Annotated in this window: 22 protein-coding genes; 7 read left to right on the forward strand and 15 right to left on the reverse strand. The window is 60.3% G+C overall.

Translation table 11 applies throughout. The features are described 5' to 3' along the window. Positions 1–198 precede the first annotated feature (198 nt). Positions 199–678, forward strand: a complete 480-nt coding sequence (locus YWU_RS18205; protein WP_156892794.1) for a COG1361 family protein — start codon at positions 199–201, stop codon at positions 676–678. Between the two features lie 203 nt (positions 679–881). Then, a complete protein-coding gene (locus YWU_RS17940) occupies positions 882–2,123 on the forward strand; it encodes a pentapeptide repeat-containing protein (RefSeq protein WP_084142090.1) in 1,242 nt (413 codons plus the stop codon). A gap of 13 nt (positions 2,124–2,136) precedes the next feature. On the opposite strand, the gene YWU_RS0110065 is transcribed toward YWU_RS17940, so the two are convergent. Then, positions 2,137–2,463 (reverse strand): acylphosphatase, encoded by a 327-nt coding sequence (locus tag YWU_RS0110065; protein WP_034647677.1) that lies wholly within the window; start codon positions 2,461–2,463, stop codon positions 2,137–2,139. A gap of 39 nt (positions 2,464–2,502) precedes the next feature. Here YWU_RS0110065 and YWU_RS0110070 point away from each other — a divergent pair, with 39 nt between their 5' ends. Continuing rightward, a complete protein-coding gene (locus tag YWU_RS0110070; RefSeq protein WP_027020372.1) occupies positions 2,503–2,934 on the forward strand; it encodes a hypothetical protein in 432 nt (143 codons plus the stop codon). A 30-nt stretch (positions 2,935–2,964) separates the two neighbouring features. On the opposite strand, the gene YWU_RS0110075 is transcribed toward YWU_RS0110070, so the two are convergent. Further along, positions 2,965–3,798: a PhzF family phenazine biosynthesis protein gene (locus YWU_RS0110075; RefSeq protein WP_027020373.1), complete on the reverse strand. Its 834-nt coding sequence runs from the start codon at positions 3,796–3,798 to the stop codon at positions 2,965–2,967. A 270-nt stretch (positions 3,799–4,068) separates the two neighbouring features. On the opposite strand from YWU_RS0110075, the gene YWU_RS0110080 reads away from it, so the two are divergent. The 3 genes from YWU_RS0110080 to YWU_RS0110090 are packed head-to-tail and all read left to right on the forward strand — an operon-like array spanning position 4,069 to position 5,438. After that, positions 4,069–4,443, forward strand: a complete 375-nt coding sequence (locus YWU_RS0110080; protein WP_027020374.1) for a VOC family protein — start codon at positions 4,069–4,071, stop codon at positions 4,441–4,443. 16 nt (positions 4,444–4,459) lie between these two features. Beyond that, the gene (locus tag YWU_RS0110085) at positions 4,460–4,942 is read left to right on the forward strand and encodes an SRPBCC family protein (protein ID WP_027020375.1); all 483 of its coding nucleotides are present in this window, start codon (positions 4,460–4,462) and stop codon (positions 4,940–4,942) included. Next, entirely contained in the window at positions 4,932–5,438 is a 507-nt protein-coding gene (locus YWU_RS0110090; protein ID WP_027020376.1) for a GyrI-like domain-containing protein, read from the forward strand. The genes YWU_RS0110085 and YWU_RS0110090 overlap by 11 nt, the downstream gene beginning before the upstream one ends. 119 nt (positions 5,439–5,557) lie before the next feature. Here the strand turns inward: YWU_RS0110090 and YWU_RS0110095 are convergent, their stop codons facing one another. From YWU_RS0110095 to YWU_RS0110150, 12 genes are all read right to left on the reverse strand, one after another. After that, positions 5,558–6,019, reverse strand: a complete 462-nt coding sequence (locus tag YWU_RS0110095) for a MepB family protein (RefSeq protein WP_034647687.1) — start codon at positions 6,017–6,019, stop codon at positions 5,558–5,560. Between the two features lie 5 nt (positions 6,020–6,024). Continuing rightward, entirely contained in the window at positions 6,025–6,876 is an 852-nt protein-coding gene (gene mutM, locus YWU_RS0110100) for a bifunctional DNA-formamidopyrimidine glycosylase/DNA-(apurinic or apyrimidinic site) lyase (RefSeq protein ID WP_027020378.1), read from the reverse strand. 18 nt (positions 6,877–6,894) lie between these two features. Next, a complete protein-coding gene (rnc, locus tag YWU_RS0110105) occupies positions 6,895–7,623 on the reverse strand; it encodes a ribonuclease III (RefSeq protein ID WP_027020379.1) in 729 nt (242 codons plus the stop codon). Further along, positions 7,620–8,213: a YceD family protein gene (locus YWU_RS0110110; RefSeq protein WP_084142092.1), complete on the reverse strand. Its 594-nt coding sequence runs from the start codon at positions 8,211–8,213 to the stop codon at positions 7,620–7,622. Before YWU_RS0110110 ends, rnc begins: the two co-directional genes overlap by 4 nt. Positions 8,214–8,263: 50 nt before the next feature. After that, positions 8,264–9,067, reverse strand: coding sequence for a DivIVA domain-containing protein (locus tag YWU_RS0110115; RefSeq protein ID WP_027020381.1), 804 nt, complete (start codon positions 9,065–9,067; stop codon positions 8,264–8,266). A gap of 72 nt (positions 9,068–9,139) precedes the next feature. Further along, the gene (gene coaD, locus YWU_RS0110120; protein ID WP_027020382.1) at positions 9,140–9,613 is read right to left on the reverse strand and encodes a pantetheine-phosphate adenylyltransferase; all 474 of its coding nucleotides are present in this window, start codon (positions 9,611–9,613) and stop codon (positions 9,140–9,142) included. Further along, entirely contained in the window at positions 9,613–10,185 is a 573-nt protein-coding gene (gene rsmD / locus YWU_RS0110125; RefSeq protein WP_084142094.1) for a 16S rRNA (guanine(966)-N(2))-methyltransferase RsmD, read from the reverse strand. Before rsmD ends, coaD begins: the two co-directional genes overlap by 1 nt. Next, positions 10,185–10,481 (reverse strand): biotin/lipoyl-containing protein, encoded by a 297-nt coding sequence (locus YWU_RS0110130; RefSeq protein WP_240484115.1) that lies wholly within the window; start codon positions 10,479–10,481, stop codon positions 10,185–10,187. The genes rsmD and YWU_RS0110130 overlap by 1 nt, the downstream gene beginning before the upstream one ends. 29 nt (positions 10,482–10,510) lie before the next feature. Then, on the reverse strand, positions 10,511–12,733 hold the full coding sequence (locus YWU_RS0110135) for an ATP-dependent DNA helicase RecG (protein WP_027020385.1): 2,223 nt from the start codon (positions 12,731–12,733) through the stop codon (positions 10,511–10,513). A 3-nt stretch (positions 12,734–12,736) separates the two neighbouring features. Next, entirely contained in the window at positions 12,737–14,323 is a 1,587-nt protein-coding gene (locus tag YWU_RS0110140) for a DAK2 domain-containing protein (protein ID WP_027020386.1), read from the reverse strand. Between the two features lie 10 nt (positions 14,324–14,333). Then, positions 14,334–14,996 (reverse strand): uracil-DNA glycosylase, encoded by a 663-nt coding sequence (locus YWU_RS0110145; protein WP_027020387.1) that lies wholly within the window; start codon positions 14,994–14,996, stop codon positions 14,334–14,336. Then, a complete protein-coding gene (locus YWU_RS0110150; protein WP_051260258.1) occupies positions 14,996–15,982 on the reverse strand; it encodes a thiamine-phosphate kinase in 987 nt (328 codons plus the stop codon). Before YWU_RS0110150 ends, YWU_RS0110145 begins: the two co-directional genes overlap by 1 nt. 82 nt (positions 15,983–16,064) lie before the next feature. On the opposite strand from YWU_RS0110150, the gene YWU_RS16300 reads away from it, so the two are divergent. Then, complete coding sequence (locus YWU_RS16300) at positions 16,065–17,027, forward strand: DUF3515 domain-containing protein (protein WP_034647678.1); 963 nt, start codon at positions 16,065–16,067, stop codon at positions 17,025–17,027. Between the two features lie 69 nt (positions 17,028–17,096). On the opposite strand, the gene YWU_RS0110160 is transcribed toward YWU_RS16300, so the two are convergent. After that, the gene (locus YWU_RS0110160; RefSeq protein WP_027020389.1) at positions 17,097–18,191 is read right to left on the reverse strand and encodes a D-alanine--D-alanine ligase family protein; all 1,095 of its coding nucleotides are present in this window, start codon (positions 18,189–18,191) and stop codon (positions 17,097–17,099) included. Positions 18,192–18,232: the final 41 nt, after the last annotated feature.

Raw genomic sequence — 18,232 nt, forward strand, 5'->3', positions numbered from 1 at the left:
ATTAATGCAGGCCTACTTATCGTCGCTATAGTCACCGCATTCGCGGCAACAAGTGCGATCCGACAGACACGTGAGATCATCCGACAAAACGAGGAAGCCCAAACATCGACCGCCATCAGACTTCTTAAATCACAAGAACGTCAAGAAAAAGAATTCAAACTAACAAAACTGGCTACCGAACGGGCTTACCGACCATATATGGTCGCAAGATACGTGCCTCCATCTCACCCACATGACGATCTGGATCTGGAAATTTCAAACAATGGACAGTCAGTGGCGAAAAATGTACGGATCGCGTTTGATCCACCACTACCTGAACCAAATCTGAAGATGCTAAACGAAAACGCACTTTCATCTAGCTATATGGCTTCAACCTTAGAGCTTGCACGTGCAGTATTTGTTGGACGAAGGTTCAAAACCATACCGCCTGGGCAATCAATCAAAGCGCCGCTGTGGAGCCAAAATAGGAACTTCAGAGCCTCCAATATTGATGCAATCTCCGCAGAAGGCCTCCCCTCCAAACAAGGCATAACTATCTCCTACTATGATGACGCGGGAACCAGCTACATTGACACATTCGAAATAGACCCACTTATTTACGCAGGTAACCTTTTCAAAGATTCAGAACTAACCAAAGTACGAAAGGCCCTTGAATCTCATCTAAAGAATCGCCACTAGAAAAAACTCAGCTTAAAATTCATTGCTTTTAGTCTCCAGCACTGACACCATATTTTCAAGATCCTCATGAACTAGAATTTAGATAACGTCGATACATTAAAAGAACATAATGTAGAGTTTTCGCCACACTTGCACTTCGTAATTTCGATATTGACACGACACGATGCACTGGATGGAAATTGAATTATTCTAAGTTAGATACCATGCGGAACGAAAAAAATACTATTCGCTACATTCTTGCAGTCGGGATTATCGGTCTGGCATCAGCAATAATTGGCGGACTACTAGCATATTTCTTCGGCAATCAGACACCGGAGTGGATCCGCTTAGCCGCTGGATCTATTACAGGTTTCGGGGCACTGCTCGGCGCTTGGCTAATATTCCACCGTGGCGAACTGGATCGGAAGTCTCAACAGAAGATCGAAAATGAGCGCTTGATGGCGCAACATCAGATCGAAGATCAGCGACTAAACTCAGAATCGGCAAAACTACGCACTGAGGAACAAGGACGTCGGCGAGATTCTCTTGGAGCCCGAACGGCTACGGCAGTTGAACACCTTTCCGCCACTAGCTCCACTACGCGAAGCGCAGGATTTATTGAACTGGCTGGAATTATCGACGACTGGTGGACACTTGGGCAACAAATTAAAGATGAAACTATTTCGAACGCAGAAGCCAAATCCGTTGACCTTGAAATCTTGAGACGACGGCAAGAGCTATTGGATCTGATCTTCAAACAGCCTCCTAATGACAACGTCGAGACAGAGACTAAGGAAAATGCCGGAGTCCTACTGACTAAATCAATGATTCTTCAATCGAGGCTCGTCGGCACAACGGACCCATCATCTTGGAATCATCTTTCATTCGCGTTTGCACAGCTTCGGCACTTGAATTGTCCTGGAATTAATTTTTCTTCAGTAAACTTGGAGTATGCCAATATGAGTGATTCTAACTTTGCGGACTCTAATTTTGATTCATGCAATATTTCATTTGCCAATTTGAATAATGGACATTTTGATCGGTCGGCGTTCACGAGAACTACTATTAAAAGATCTACTGCGAATAAAGCTAGTTTAACTCGTACGGATTTTCGCAGCGCAGATATTCTATACACTGAGTTTTCCGATTGCACTTTTAGGAAATCAGATCTTTCTAAGCTAGATATTTTCGGATCTACATTTGCCGACTGTAAGTTCAGTTTCGCTACATTCGAAAAATCGACCTTCCAGTCGACCGAAATCACTAACTGCACGATTACGAGATCAAATTATCAAGAAAGCAGTTTTATCGATTCCGAATTTTTTGATTGCCGTATTCATAATTCGACCTTTAAATCCATGAAATTGAAGAACACATCATTCACTGATTCAGTTCTTCGTGGATCAGATTGGAGCGATAATGAACTTGACCATCAGTGTGCGATGCCTCTCTTGCAGGCTGATTGAGTGAAAAAGTTCCTCACTTCCTCTCGAACCCCGTGTACTCCCCTCGGGGGTCCATCCAGCTGCTGACTACGGTGTCGACGACGCCCGGCGCGTCCGGGCTTTCCAGCCACAGGAGCAGTTTCTCGCAGGAGTCGCGCGGGCCTTCGGCCACCACGAGGACGCGGCCATCTGGGTAATTCTTCGCGTATCCAAGGAGCCCCAGTTCCAGAGCATTGACCCTGGTTGACCAGCGGAAACCCACTCCCTGCACATGGCCGTGCACCCAGGCGACCAGGCGCACCTTGGCGTCAGGACCGGCCCCGGAGGTTGTGTCGTTCGTTGCTCGCTCGTCGTCGCTCATAACCTAATTCTACGTACCTAGTCCACGTACCCTCGGGGCATGAGCATCTCCGACGAGACGATCAACGACTTCCTCACGTTCTACGCTGCGGCTCTGTCCGACTTCGACGCAGCGACCTCAGCCCAACTATGGGCAACACCTGGAATGGTCCTGGACGACACATTCTCGGGCACGCTCGTCTCTCACGAGGAGATGGAGCAGGGCCTGCGCCAGGGGTATCCGGTGTATCAGCGGCTCGGGCTTGATTCAGTCGGCCATGAACTCCACGAGACCAAGCACCTCTCCGAGGCGCTGGTAATGGTGAAGGTGCGATGGCTGTTCTTCGGTGATCAAGGTGAATTGCTTACCGACGCCCACTCCTTCTACATCCTCCGCAACGAACCAGAAGGCCTGCGTGCGGTGGTCTGCGTGGAAACTGACTCCGCAGAGAAGCTCCGTGAACTAGCTGCGGCCAAGGGTGTGGAACTCTAACCACTCAGTCGTGGGAGATGAAGCTCAGAATTACGGTGCGGCCATCATCTCGGCGGTGCCAGTAACGGCTACTCCCTCATCGCCACTGGCATCGACGACGATTCGGCAGGGCATGTCCATGTCTTCGCCTTGGATGACCACGAACTTTCCGTCCTCAGGCAGCAGTTGATGATCGCGCAGGAATCCGCCAAGGGCAGCCGCTGCAGCGCCAGTAGCCGGATCCTCGATGACGCCTCCTACGGGGAAGGCGTTACGGGAGTGGATCAAGTCCTCAGCTTCCCGATATAGGAGACTGACGGTCCCCCAACCGTTCTCCACCATCAGGTCTTTGAGCCCGTCGAAGTCATAGTCCAGATCCGCCAATCGATCCCTACTGTTGGCCCAGACGATCGGATGCCATAGACCAGCGAAGGCCAGACCAAGGGGCAGATCCGCAGCGAGATCAGACAGCTCCCAGCCGAGCGCACCCAGAAGCTCCAACAATTCCTGTGGAGCGGCCACCATGGGAGGAACTGACATCAGCGTTGCGGAGTTTCCACTGTCAGCTTCCACGACAGTGACTTCGATTTCGCCGACGTTGGTGAGGAACAGCAGCTCACCTGCTCCGGCTCCATCTTCAGCAAGCGCGACGGCCGTGGCGATTGTGGCGTGTCCGCAGAAATCGACCTCAGCGACGGGACTGAAGTAGCGAACGCGATAGGAACCTTCGCCGGCCACGACGAAGGAGGTTTCCGAGTATCCCACCTCGGCCGCGATCGCGAGCATGTCGTCGTCTGTCATTCCGGAGGCATCGAGCACCACACCGGCCGGGTTTCCAGAGCCGTCAAGCGAGCAGGTGAAGGCGCGGTAGCGCAGAACGTCCATGAGTGAACTCTAGATCGCCCTCATGAGCTCCTGCGCCCGAAGAAGAATCAAAGCTCCGATCAGGGCGTGGGTCCGCACTGCCGTCCAAACGCCGCTGAGAGAGCTGCGCTCTTCCTTGACCGCATATTCGCAGGCTAAACTCTCTGCTGTGATGACCAGTCAGGCCGCGCGCTGCGGCCGCTCCCGAGAAGGCCACCTGGTCGGTTCCTGATCCGCGCTCCTCCTTGTCCACGATGCACGCACCACCATCAACGACGACAAGGAGTTTTCATGACCGCACGGTTCAACCACACCATCATCGCCTCGCACGATCCCGCCACCATGGCTCAGTTCTATGTCGACCTGCTCGACGCTGAGCCGGTGGACTCATGGGGCCCGTTCACCAATGTCCAGATCGAGGGCGGGGTCATGCTGCAGTTCGCCACCCCGCCGATCGATTTTCCACCGCAGCACTACGCATTTTTGCTTGACGACGCCCATTTCGACCGCTCCCTCACCCTCATTCAGGACCGTGGCCTCGCCCATTGGGCAGATCCGCAGCGCCAGATGCCTGGACAGATCAACCACGGTCATAACGGCCGAGGCGTCTATCTCCTCGACCCTTCGGGTCACTACCTAGAGCTGATCACCAGCCCCTACCTATAGAAGGAGGTGTACAGACATGAAGTACGTAAACGCCGTTGAGATCGACAAGCCTTACGACGAGGTCGCCCGCCTTCTCGCCGACCCCGACATTCGACCGCGGTGGCTTCGGGGACTTGTCAGTCATGAACCGCTAAATGGCGCTGACGGTCATGTCGGCACCCGGTCACGGATTGTCTTCCGGGCCGGCAAGCAGGAAATGGAGTGCACCGAGACAATCACGCGGCGCTCTCCAGTTGACCTCGACTCCATCGGCCAGGCCACCACCGTGTATTTCGAGCGGGAGATCACCGCGAAGGGCATGTCAAGCAATACCCGCGACAAAATCTCGCACATGGCCGACGGCCGTACCTGCTGGGAGAGCACAGAGGAGTACCGATTCACTGGAGTCATGAGGTTTCTCGCGCCTCTGATGCGCGGCGCCTTCGCGAGGCAGTCCCTGCTGCATATGAACGATTTTAAGGCCTTCGCCGAGAACGGGACTGATGTTCGTGAGCACTGACATCGCCACTGAATACCGTGGACCGACTCATTACGTCGGCTTCCCCGTAACTGCTCGTTTCTCCGAATTTGGAGCTGCTGAAGGACCGAACAACCTCATTCCACAGGTGTACCAATGGCTCACCGACCACGACATCACTCCCTCTGGAGGTCCGCTCTACATCTATTGGCGATTCGGAGCCGACCACGATGAACCTGTCGACTTGATCGTGGCGGTTCCGATCCCAGGCCCTGTCGAACCTTCCCGAGGGCTAATTACCGGACAATTGCCTGCAGGGATCTACATCGTGGATCGCTTTGTCGGCCATCCCGACGGCGTTTCGGTGCGTCAGCCTGTCGTCAGAAAGTGGGCCCACGAGCGAGGGCTCAGCCTGTCCAACCCCAATGACGCTGACGGTGAGCGCTGGACCGGATATGCCGAGCACTATCTCACCGACCCTGCTGAAGAACCAGACCCCTCGCAGTGGACAACAGAGCTGCTGTTCTTAACTGACTAGCCAGCCGGGCTCACCGACTCGGCGATAAACGCGTCGAAGTCGAAAGGCTCAGGGGCGCCGTGACGACCTGCTGCACATCAGTCGAGGACTAGCGCTGCCACATTCGTTAGATTCGGCGGTTACACGATTCGCTGGAAGGCAGTCGCCTGCAGTGCCTGAGCCCGCTCAGCGGATTTATTCAAGGCGCCGCACCACTCGGGATATACCCGAAATCCGCGTTTGCCAGGGCGATCATCAGAGGGGGTCACTTTGAGCCTAGACAGCAGGTCCGGGGTGAATTCGAAGACTCCGAACCGTTGCTGATCTTCTACGAAGACGAGAAGTCCATCAGTACCGTCGTTCGTATGGAACGGCCAAGTGGTTCCTCCAGGCGATGGGTCCCGCTCCCACACGGCCACAAATGCTCCCGGCTTGGTCGGAGTGACCCGCGCAGTCCGGATCCGCCATAGGTGAGAACCTCGCCTCACCACTGCCGACTCATAGTCACTGCCCTGATCCTCCGGCTGCGGCTCAGACCATTCATCAGGGTCTACCTGGTTACAGGTGAGGTATCGGTAGAAAGCGCTGAATCGTGAGTCCACGGAGATCACAGACGCTGGCACTTCGTACACATGTAGCTTGAGCGGTTCATGAAGCTCTTGCGCAGGATGATGCCGTCGCAGCGGCTGCACCTCTCCCCTTCGCGCCCGTAAACCTCCAGGGAGCGGGAGAAGTACCCGGATTCGCCGTTGACGTGGACGTACAGGGCGTCGAAGCTCGTGCCGCCGGCTTCAATCGCTCGGTCCATAACGCCGCGACCGGCGCGAACCAGTTCGGCGAGTTTGCGGACGGAGATCTCATCGGCGGGCTTCTCTCCATGCACCCGCGCGGCCCACAGCATCTCGTCGGCATAGATATTGCCGATGCCGGAGACAACCTCCTGGTTCAGCAGCACGCGCTTGATGCCAGAGGTGCGCCGACGCATTTGGTGCGCCAGGGTCACTGGGTCGACCGACTCATCGATCAGGCTCGGTGCGATGTGTACCGCTGGAGCCGGAACGCGGCCGCCGCCGGTCAACGCTGGGACAAGGTCACACGCCCAGACCCAGCCGAAGGTGCGCTGATCCCGAAAACTGATGACGACGCCGTTATCAAGGGTGAACCGGACTCGTTCATGGCGTCCCGGCGACTCCCCCGGTTCAGGAACGATTATCTGACCGCTCATACCGAGGTGGATGAGCAGGCAGGAGTCGTCATCAAGAACAGCCCAGAGGTACTTTCCACGCTGATCCAGGCCCAGCACCGTGCGACCAATCAGACGGTTTGCCAACTCAGGGGCACCACCTGGCTGACGTCGCACTGCACGGTCGCGCAGCACCTCAACTTCGGTGAATGTGCGACCAAGCACGTGTGGTTCTAAGCCCACGCGGACGCTGGCGACCTCGGGTAACTCTGGCATGGGCAGGACCTCCGGGACTTATGTGAGGGCCTGGTGCGCCTGGTGCGCGGCCTTCATCTCCGCTTCCTTCTTGGTGAGCCCTTCACCGGTGCCGCGCACAGCGCCGTCGACGAGAACCTCGACGGTGTAGGTGCGCTCGTGGTCAGGGCCGGCGGACTCAAATCGGTACTCAGCAGCCGGGAGCTTTCGGGCGGACAGACGCTCCTGCAGGAGGGTCTTCCAGTCGCGGCCACGGGACTCGGTCGGTGCATTGTCGACCATGTCGCTGAAGAGGCGCATGACGGTCTCTCGGGCGATCTCGAAGCCGTGCTCCAGATAGATCGCACCAAGAAGTGCCTCAGTGGTGTCGGCGAGGATCGAGTGCTTGTCGCGACCTCCGGTGACCATCTCACCGCGGCCGAGCAGAATCTGCTCGCCCAGGTCCATGGCGCGGGCGACATCCGCCAGCGCATACATGTTGACCACAGCAGCACGCATCTTGGAGATGTCCTGCTCGGTGCGCTCTGGGAACCGCCGGAACAGCGCTTCAGCGACACACATGCCCAGCACCGAGTCGCCCAGGAATTCCAGGCGCTCGTTGTTGGTCAGGTGGCCATTCTCGTTCGCGAAGCTGCGGTGAGTGAGGGCGAGTTTGAGGGTCTCGTCGGGAAGCGAAACGCCTAACGACGCCAACAGCGGCGCATGGTCAACCGACTCGAAGGCGGCGCTACGTGCGGCTTCGCCTGTCAGGCGGCGCTTACGGCTCACTTCTCGGCCTCGTCGGTCTCAGGCAGGTCGCCGAACTTCTCAGCGAGGGCTGCCCAGCGCGGATCTGCGGGGCGCTCCTCTTCACCGGAGATGCCGTCCGGAGCTGGAACGTTCGACTCCTTCGCCTCACAAGAGCCGCCACCGACACGCTCGCAGGTGGGGTTGAACGGCAACGTCGACACGGTCTGGTCGATAACAGCCTGGGTCATATCGGCGAAGTCACCGATCAACTCCGGGGCGTCATCCTCAAGGTCCTCTTCGTCACCATCGACGGCGACGATCAGGCCCTCGCCGGCGCTGAAGACCTGGGAGACGTGGATCGACACGTTGTCGCTGACTTCGCTGAGGCAGCGGACACAGGAGCCGACGACTCCTGCACTGACGTCGGCGTCGATGAGCACACCGGCACCCAATGGGGTGATGTACCCCTCGACGGTCACTTCGGTGCCCTCGGGGATACCGATCATTTCGGCGCCAATGCGCTCGGGGGCGTCACCGACCCGATGGAACGGCTGCGGGGTGCCCTCGCGGAGCACCGGGCCGACATCGAAGACGAACGGGGACGTGGAATCGGACAAATCTCTGCTCATGATGCGTTCAGCATACCCGCCAAAGTCGCCCTACCCGCACCCGCCGGGGCCTACCAGCCGCTGTCCTCCTGCGAACGCTCGTACGTGCGGTCTTCACCGGAGTACTGGCTGGCAGATCCTCCCGTGGCGTACCCGGAGGCACCGGCGCCCTGGCGCAGTGCTGTGCGGTCGCGAGAGACAGTGCGCAGGGTGGACTGCAGGGTGTCTTCGAACTCTGCGAGCTTGTTGTCGACGAAGGTGTCGCATTCGCTGCGCAGACGGCTGGAATCTGCATGCGCTTCCTCGGAAATGCGGCGTGCCTCCAGCTGGGACTCGCGGACCACCTCGGAGTCAGACACGAGGCGCCGCTGTTCGGTGATCGCCTCAGAGATAGACCGGTCGTAGGCCTCGTTTCCGGAGTCAATGAGGCGCTTGGCCTCTGCAGCAGCGCGTTCGGTGGCCTGGCGGTAGTGGTTCTGGGCGTCGGTGACCAGGCGCTCGGACTCGGAGGTAGCCTCCGAAACCATCGTCTGGGAGCGGTTCTTGGCATCCTCGAGCATCGCGTGGGCGCGGCTCTGCGAATCCTGGAGCATCTTGTCCGAGCGCACCTGCGCCTCGTCGACCAGACGGTCCGCCTCTTCCTCGGACTCACGAACAGTGCGAGTTGCCTGCGACTCCGCATCGTCGATGATGGCGTCCCTGTTGTCCAGCACGTCCTGGGCGTCGTCGATTTCGACGGGCAGCGCATTGCGCAACTCGTCGAGCAACGCCTGCACCTCATGGCGCGGGACCATGCAGTTCTGCGACATCGGAACGCCGCGGGCTTCCTCAACGATGTGGTTGAGCTGGTCAAGGCACTCAAAGACGCGATACATAGTGAAAACGATAGTCTCAGTTGCCGCGGATGTCCGGCATTGCAGGTGCCGTGGCACCCGCGTTGTGGGGACCTAACCCATCTTCTGCTTCAGAGCGGCCGCTACCGGCGCCGGGAGCAGTTCGGAGATATCACCGCCGTAGCGGACGACCTCCTTCGCGAGCGTCGACGAGGTGTAGCCGTACTTCGGGTCCGTCAGCAGGAAAAACGTGTCGACGCCGGACAGGTGGCGGTTCATCTGTGCCATCGGCAGCTCGTACTCGTAGTCGAGTGAGGAACGCAGTCCCTTCACCAACGTGGTGATGCCGTGTTCGGTTGTGTAATCAACCAGCAACGTCGACCAAGAGTCGATCCTGAGGTTCGGCAGGTGGTTGGTGCTGAGGCTGATCAAGTCCATGCGCTCATCGACGGTGAACATGCCCTGCTTGTTTGGGTTATGCGTCACCAGGAGAGTGACCTGGTCGAACTGGGCGCAGGCACGCTCGGCAATGTCGACGTGGCCCATGGTCATCGGGTCAAAGGAACCGGGGAAACATGCGTGGGTCATTAGTTGTCCGTTCCGACCCAGATCGCCGTGTCGAAGCGTGCGGCCCCGTGGGTCTTGCGCTTGAGTTTCTGGACGAGTTCCTCGTAGCCAGCCGGCCACACCGTCTCTTCGGACTCGCGAGCACGCTCGACGGTGACTACCGCATCCTCAGCCAAGGCAGGGCCCAGTGCCACGAGCATCTCGGTGACAGATTCGTTAATGAGCTCATACGGAGGGTCCGCGATCACGCGATCGAAGTGCCCGGCCGGTGCACCAGCGAGATAGGTCGAGGCCTTCATCTCCGACACCGACACACCCGGCAACTTCACAGTCTCGATGTTCTTTCGGATCGCATCCAGCGCTGCGCGGTCGGTCTCCACGAGGACGACGCTTTGCGCGCCACGGGACAATGCCTCCAACCCGAGTGCACCGGAGCCGGCGAACAGGTCCAGCACCCGAGTTCCCTCGATACCGAAGCGCTGCTGCCACGAGGAGAACAGTGCCTCCTTCGCCCGGTCCGCGGTCGGTCGGGTGTGATCGCCTGCCGGTGCAACCAGTTTCCGGCCACGGGCGATTCCAGCGATGATGCGCATCAGTTGTCTTCTCCTTCTTCTGCGGTAGCTCCAGGGGTACTCGGTGCGATGGTCATTATTCGATCGCCGCCGGTGACATCGGCAAAAGCCTCGACGTCCACATTCAGAACCACCCCAGCGCACGGTGCCTGGACCGGCGCTTCCAGTTTCACGGCCTCCACGACCGCGACGGTATCGCCCACCGACACCGTCTGCATCGGATCAACCTGCAGATGGACCACACCTGCGAAAGGTGCGTGCACCTCCACTGGGTCGGCCGAATCGACCCTTCCTGTGCTGTTCGAACCATTGCTCATGGTTGTTCATCCTACGGGGACACCGGGCCCTACCCGCGCTCTAGGTACTCCGACTCTTCAGCGGTGATGTCCGCGGTCAGACGCTCAGCCAATTCCGGGTCCTCAGCGACCATCTTCTCTGCTTCCCGACGTGCATGAGCAATGATCCGCTCATCTGCCGTCAGATCAAGGATTCCCATACCGCCGCCTCCACCTGACTGCTCGTCACCGAGCACGTCACCATGGCTGCGATGGCGCAGGTCAAGCTCTGCCAGCTCGAATCCGTCGAGAGTCTCAGCAACCCCCTCAAGTCGTTCGCGCTCTGGGGTCCCCGCCTCAGAGGGCGTGCACAGGAAGCACAGCCCGATGCGCTCACCACGGGCAACGCGGCCGCGCAACTGGTGCAGCTGGGAGACACCGAAACTGTCGGCGCGTCGGATCATCATGATGGTGGCCTCGGGCACGTCGACGCCGACCTCAATCACCGTTGTTGACACCAGCACGTCCAGATCACCGGCGGCGAACTCTGACATGATCCGGTCTTTCTCTGCGGCTGGCAGTTGTCCGTGCAGGATGCCGATGCGAGCGTCTGGAAGTTTTTCCTCGGCAAGGGCTGCGGTGGTCAGGAGCGAGTCGTCGGGAAGCGTTGGTTCTTCACGAGGCTGAATCCACGGGCACACAATAAACGCTCGATTGCCCTCCGCAAGTTCCTCCCCGATCCGCTCCCAAGCGCGGGTCTCCCAGCCAGGCTTCTCAATGTTCGGCACCACAACGGTCTGAATAGTCTTGCGACCGCCGGGCAGCTCAGTGAGAGTCGAGGTCTCCAGATCACCGAAAACAGTCATGGCAATGGTTCGCGGGATTGGCGTTGCGGTCATCACCAGCACGTGTGGGGTCGTGCCATCGCGGCCGCGGTCGCGCAGCCGGTCACGCTGCCGGACGCCGAACCGGTGCTGCTCATCGACGACCACAAAGCCGAGGTCAAAAAACTCCACGCCCTCTGACAACAGTGCGTGCGTCCCGACGACCACATCCACATCCCCATTCACGATGCCCAGGAGCGTTTCTCCTTTTTCCGCAATCGGCATTGAACCGGTCAACGCAGCGACCGTGATGTCCGATCCGGCAGCGGCAAATAGCGCGGAGAGAGTCCGCGCATGCTGAGTGGTGAGGACCTCGGTCGGGGCTAGCAATGCGCACTGGCGCCCGGAATCGATGACACGAGCCATCGCAAGTGCGGCGACGACAGTCTTGCCGGAGCCGACCTCACCCTGCAGGAGCCGATTCATGGGCGTCTCGGAAGCCAGATCCAGATCGACCTCCTTGAGGACCGTGTGCTGACCGTCGGTGAGCTCGAAAGGCAGGGCGCGTTCCATCAGCTCGCGGGCGTGCCCGCGCTCCACCGAGAGCGCATACGGGTTGGACGGACCTTGCGGTGCACAGGCAGGTGCGACCCGAGCTTCCTGATCTCGGCGGCGCAGCGCCATCGCCAGCTGCAGCTCCAACGCTTCGTCGTACTTCAGGCGCTTGATGGCGCTGTCTTTGCCACCGGGGGTCTGCGGGAATTGCAGGTAACGCAGGGCAGTGTCGAAATCTGGCAGCCCGACAGGGACCACCGGCAGCGGGTCCGGTTGGACTGGCAACTGACGAAACACCCGGTCCAAGTACAGAGCCAGACTGATGCCGGCAACGCCCTTGCGGCCTCGGTGCATCGGGATCGCCGGATTCGTGAGGAGCCGGTGGAGCTCGTCCATGTCGGCTGCAGCCTCGACGAGTTTGGCCAAACGTCCGGTGGCGGGTCCGGGTGAGCCGTCATCGAGAAACATGAGGAAGTCCGCGTTCTGGAGTTTCGGGTTTCCCCGCCAGAACTGAATTTTTCCCATCACCAGCAGCCGAGTCCCCACTCGGAACCGCCGCAGTAGCGCTGCTTGGCCGAAGACGGGCATCTCGACCGTGGCATTGCTGTCGCCGACGTGAATAACCCACGGCCGCGGTGGCTGGCCCTTGCGATGGCGGAAATGATGCTGCGGATCAATATCCGCTGGATTCTGCTCGATCTTGCGGACTTCGACCATTGCGGTAACCGTCTGTCCGTCCTCAGACTCAGTGATCGCAAGCCCGCGGTCATGTCCGAGCCAGCGTGAAGGCACTTTCGTCACTAGGTCACCAACGGTCGTGACCCCGTACGCGGTTTTCAGGCTTTGGGCGACCTTCTGCCCCAGGACCTTCGTCAGACGCTGCCGAGCATCGTCCGTACCGAGCCACCCGAGCATCGGTTATTCCACCCCGATCAGCACCCGCGGCCCGATCCCGTCCGCGGAGTACGTCGACAACTCCACCGTCGGGGCGGCCTCTCGCAGGTGCCCGCGCAACAGGTCCGCGCAGTCGGGGTCTGTGTCATCGCCAAGCAGCAGCGTCACCAGTTCTCCGCCGCTTTCCAGAAGCCTATCGACGGCCCCAGCCACCGCCACCGGAATATCGCAGTTCAGGACCGTATCGACTCCATCGATGGTCACCACAGACACCGCTTCGGTCCGGCGGAAAACATCGGCGGCGCGGACACCAGAGGCCGCCAAACTCATGCGGTAGGCGTCCGCAGCCAACGAAACCTCCGGGGCATGCACGGCAAAAGCCGCCATGCCGTGGACGACCGTCGAGCAATCCACAACGGTCAGCTCCCGATCGTCAATCACCGATGAGTGCTCGAGCTGCTCTAAGTCTCCGTATCCGACATTGCCGTTAGGCAGCAGAATGATCTCCGAGCCACGATCCAAACGGCCGATGGCGTATTCGACCGCGTCATATGGTTCGTCGCCGGGATCCACAGTGACGGCGCCATAGTTGCGGAACAGGTCCGCTAATTGACCCGGTCGGATCACCGCGAGGACGACACGATCGGTGTGCTCGCCATCTTCGCTGCCATGGTGCTGTTCAAGGATCTCGATGCGAATGCCAGAGGGACGCCCGAAGTCCAAGGCTCGTTCGATCACTGCGCCAGCGTCGGTCGTATGGATGTGCACCATGTGGTTGCCCTGACCATCGCCACCGACGACCAGAGAGTTGCCCAGCGAGCTAATTGCGTCACTGAGCCGATTGACCTTGTCATCGCTGATCGTCATGAGGAACATGACCTCGAGTTCACCGTCGTCGTTACGAGGGCTGATCACGGCGCCGCCTCCGGAGGTGATCTGCTGCTCTACGACGCGGGACTCACGCTCGGGACTAACGATGTCTGGAGACGGCGGAGCACCAGCCCCGACTTCCTCGGCCAGAGCGTCGAGCATTACAACGAGCCCGGCTCCCCCGGCATCGACGACTCCGGCTTCGCGAAGTGCCTCTAGCTGGGAGGGGGTCTCTGCCAGCGCTGTGCGCGCGGCAGTGGCTGCGTCGTCGACGATCGACGCCAGATCCCCAGAGTCGTTCGCCGTGGCGGCAACCGCCGCTTGCCGGAGCACGGTGAGGATGGTCCCCTCCACCGGTTCGGCAAGAGCCCGATCAACCAAGTCGACCGCGGTGGTCAGTGCATCGCTGACCTGCTCACCGCAGATCCCGCCTGGGCGCGCCGTCGCGGCCAAGGCCCGGAGGACCTGGGACAACACGGTCCCGGAGTTTCCCCTGGCACCGCGCACGGCGCCGGTAGACAAAGCGATGGCAACCTGATCAGCAGTGACCTCGTCATCGAGCTGATCGGCAGCGGCCACCGCCGCGGACATCGTGGCAGCCATATTGGACCCGGTGTCCGAATCCGGAACGGGGAAGACGTTCAGCGCATTGATCTCCTCCCGACGCTGCTCCAGCGTCGCGGCACTGCGCCTGGCCCAGCGTTTTAAGCCGGCGCCGTCGATTGTTCCCCGAACAGACATATCACCCATGCTACAGCCGCCAATCCACCGGCTCAGCGCCATGGCGCACGAGTTCTTCATTAGCCCGACTAAAGGGTCGGGAACCGAAGAAACCTCTCGACGCCGACAGTGGCGATGGGTGTGCCGACGCAATCACCGGGGTGTCACCCAACAGTTTTTCTGCCGTCTGCGCATCTCGTCCCCACAGGATCGCTACTAACGGGGAGTCTCTCTCTACGAGAGCCTCGATAGCCCGAGCAGTGATCGCCTCCCATCCCTTCCTGCGGTGCGAACCCGCCTTGCCTGGTTCGCAGGTCAGGACCCTGTTGAGCAGACACACACCCTGCTCAGACCAACCTGTGAGGTCGCCGTGGGAAGGGGTGTGGAGCTGGACGTCGGAAAGCAATTCTTTGTAGATGTTGCCGAGGGACCTCGGCACTGGGCGCACGTCTGGGTGCACCGAAAAGCTGAGGCCCATCGCGTGGCCGGGGGTCGGATACGGATCCTGACCGAGGATCAGTACCTTGACCTTGTCGAATGGATAGGTGAAGGCGCGAAGGACTTCATCTCCAGCAGGCACATACCCCCGCCCGGCGCGGTTCTCCTCGCGAAGGAAGTCGCCCATCTGGTGGATCTGGTCTTCCACCGGTTCAAGAGCTTGCCGCCAGCCGGGATCCATCGGAAGGTCGTTCATCAGAAGCTGACCCATCCGCCGCGGAGCCAAGGCTCGCGGCCGTCGACGGTTACTGCTTCGGCGGAGGTCTTTCCCACTGCCCCGATCGCACGGAAGAAGGTGGGGGCGTCGCCAGAGGTGGTCCCGAGGAGGGTGTGGTCTTCTCCCCCATTGAAAACCCAGTCCCACGGGTCGTTGTCGGTGAGCTCGGCGGCGCGGAGCATGAGGTCGTTCGGGGCAACGGTGTCACTGTCAATGTCGATGGACACTCCAGAGGCCAGCGCGATGTCACGCAGGTCAGAGACAAGTCCGTCGGAGTTGTCAGTGAGGCTGCCGGCACCGGTGGCGCGGACCACGGGGCCTCGGCCGTAATGGAACTCCGGGGAGACGTGCTGGTCTACGAGCGGCTGGAATTGATCAGGGACCGCGGCGCGGGAACCGTAATGCTGCAGCAGGGCCAGTCCTGCCGCAGACCATCCAATGGGACCGGAGGCAATGACCGTGTCCCCAACTCGGGCGCCGCTGAGGGTCAAGGGTTTGACCGGCCCGCCGAGTTCGCCCATCGCGGTAATGGACAGGACCAGAGACTCTCCCCTGACAACGTCTCCTCCGACAATCTCCGCGGCACACTGAGAGCACTGTGACTGCAGTCCCCGGGCGATGCCGGCGATGGTGTCCAGAGGGGTATTCAAGGGAGCTGAGATCCCCAGCAGCAGCGAGGTTGCGCGGGCGCCCATTGCTTCGACATCGGCGAAGTTCTGAACTGCTGCTTTTGCTCCCACTTCCTCGGGAGTCGACCAGTCGAGGTTGAAGTGGCGGTTCTCCACGAGCATGTCGGTGGTGGCGACATAGCGCGCGTTGGGTGTGGTCATGCTCAGCACGGCGGCGTCATCGCCGTTGCGAGCTGAGGGCGCTGCGGCACGGACCGCCGCGATCACCGCGTGCTCCCCCACCTGCCCAATCGTGAACTGCTGCGGGCTCATGTTTGGAGCCACCTGCTCTTCCATCAATAGACGTCTACTGCCGCGTCCGCCCAACAGGCCAACCAGCCGAAAACATGGTTCGACCGGACAGCTAGAGTAAACGCCCATGGGAGACAACGTTCAGGTCAAGAGTAGCCGCCGCCGTGCCGCCATCGGACTGGTGCTCGCCATTGTGCTGGCGCTCGGCGTCATCGGCGCGATGAAGATAAGTCAAGACCGGGCTGCGCGCAGCGCGGTGATGCTGTCCTCCCCCGAGCTTCCAGAAAACGACTCCGCGCAGTGTGCGGAGTTCACCGAGGCCATGCCGTCGTCAATGATCCGTCTGCAGCGCGCTGAGCTGATGGAGCCGGTTCCGGAAGGCGCGACGCTGTACCGCGATTACACCGATGACCGGCTCACCATTCGCTGCGGCACCCCGGTGCCGATGCAGTACAACTCCATTGCCCACACCACTGAGGTCGACGGCATCACGTGGCTGACTGTTTCCGACCCGACCCCGGGTCTGGACCTGACCACTTGGTACTCCGTGGGCACCTCCCCGGTGGTGGCCGTGACCGGGCGGTCCGATCATGAGCGCGCTCTGGGGGATGTCTCCGAGATCATCAATGAGGTTGGTTCCTTCGGTGAGGGCGGCGAGCCCGGCCCGATCCCGCTGATGGACCTTCCGCTGGCTGAGGGCTCCGAGCAGCGCTGCAATGGTGTGCTCTCCGCGCTTCCGGAAGAACTGGCTGATCGTGAGCGACTAGAAGGCGACAACCTTCCGGAGGATGCAGACCTACCCGCCGGCGGTGCGGCCTGGGGTAGCGCCTCCACCGGACTGGTCACCGTGCGCTGCGGCGTGGAAGAGCCCACCAGCTACGCGGAGTCCATTGGCGATCAGCTCACTCAGATCGGCAACGTCGTGTGGTTCAACGATCCGGAGCTCTCCTCCGGTGATACTTCGGTGTACTTCGCGCTGAGCCACGAGGAAGTCATCGCGGTCTACATGCCGGTCGGCGAGGCACAGGCAGTGCTGCCGGCGCTGTCCAATGCCATCTCGGCGAACCTCGACGAGGTGTCGTCGGAGTAGTTCACCACGACTACAGAACGGCCCCGGGGATCATCCCCGGGGCCGTTTTTCACGTGTTTTCAGCGAGCGCTACCGGTCCGCAGTTAGCGCGCGAGCGATAACGGTCTCGACGAGATCCTCGTATCCAATACCCGAGGCCGCAAACATCTGCGGGTACATCGAAATCGGGGTGAAGCCAGGCATGGTGTTCACCTCGTTGAGCACCGGCCCCTCCTCGGTGACGAAGAAATCGATGCGAGACAGTCCGTCCGCTCCGATGGCACGGAAAGTGCGGGCGGCGAATTCGGTCAACTGGTCCAGGGTCTCCTGCGGGAGCTGCGCAGGAATCTGCGCCGTCACCACATCATCGAGGTACTTGGTATCAAAGCCGTAGAAGCCTTCGTCCGAGGACTCGGTGTCATTCAGGAGGGCAGGGACAGAGACGGTGACGGAGCCGTCGGGAAGCTGAAGAACGCCGACCTCAACCTCAGCGCCGACCAGTCCCTTCTCCACAATCACTTTCCAGTCATGCTGGCGCGCCAGCTCCAGCGCCTCGTCGAACTGTGCCCACGAATCAACCTTCGAGATGCCAATCGAGGAACCACCGCGGGCGGGCTTCACGAACACCGGCAGGCCGAGAAATTCCCGTGCTGCCGGCTCCAGGTCTTCACCTGGGTGCAGCACGACTTGCTCGCCAATCGGCAGGTTTGCCGCCAGCAACAGGTTCTTCGTGCGCTCCTTATCCATACCGGCGGCAGAGGCGAGCACTCCCGGGCCGACGTACGGCACACCGGAGAGCTCCAGCAAGCCCTGGACGGTGCCATCTTCGCCGAAGGGCCCGTGCAACACCGGGAACACAACATCAGCGACCGCGTAGATCTCGCCTGCGTCTGGGCCGGTGACGTAGCGGATCTCGCCGCGGCGCTCGGGATTCACCGAAATTGCCAGCTCCACCTCACCGGCAGTCACGATGGGCAGCTCACGGCCATTGCGACGAAGCTTGGACGTATCGGTCTCGCCGGGGACCCACATGCCCCCCGGCGCGATGCCGACGGGAACCACCGTGTACTTCGACGGATCGAGGTGGTCCATGATTGCACCTGCAGAGACACACGACACGCTGTGCTCAGGGCTCTGGCCTCCGTACAGCACGACGACGGTCTGCCGCGCCTCCGTATCGACCATCGTCGACTTCTGCCTTTCCGGGACGGTGACGGATTCGATGG

It is taken from the genome of Corynebacterium sputi DSM 45148 (genome assembly GCF_000427865.1).
Lineage (GTDB): Bacteria > Actinomycetota > Actinomycetes > Mycobacteriales > Mycobacteriaceae > Corynebacterium > Corynebacterium sputi.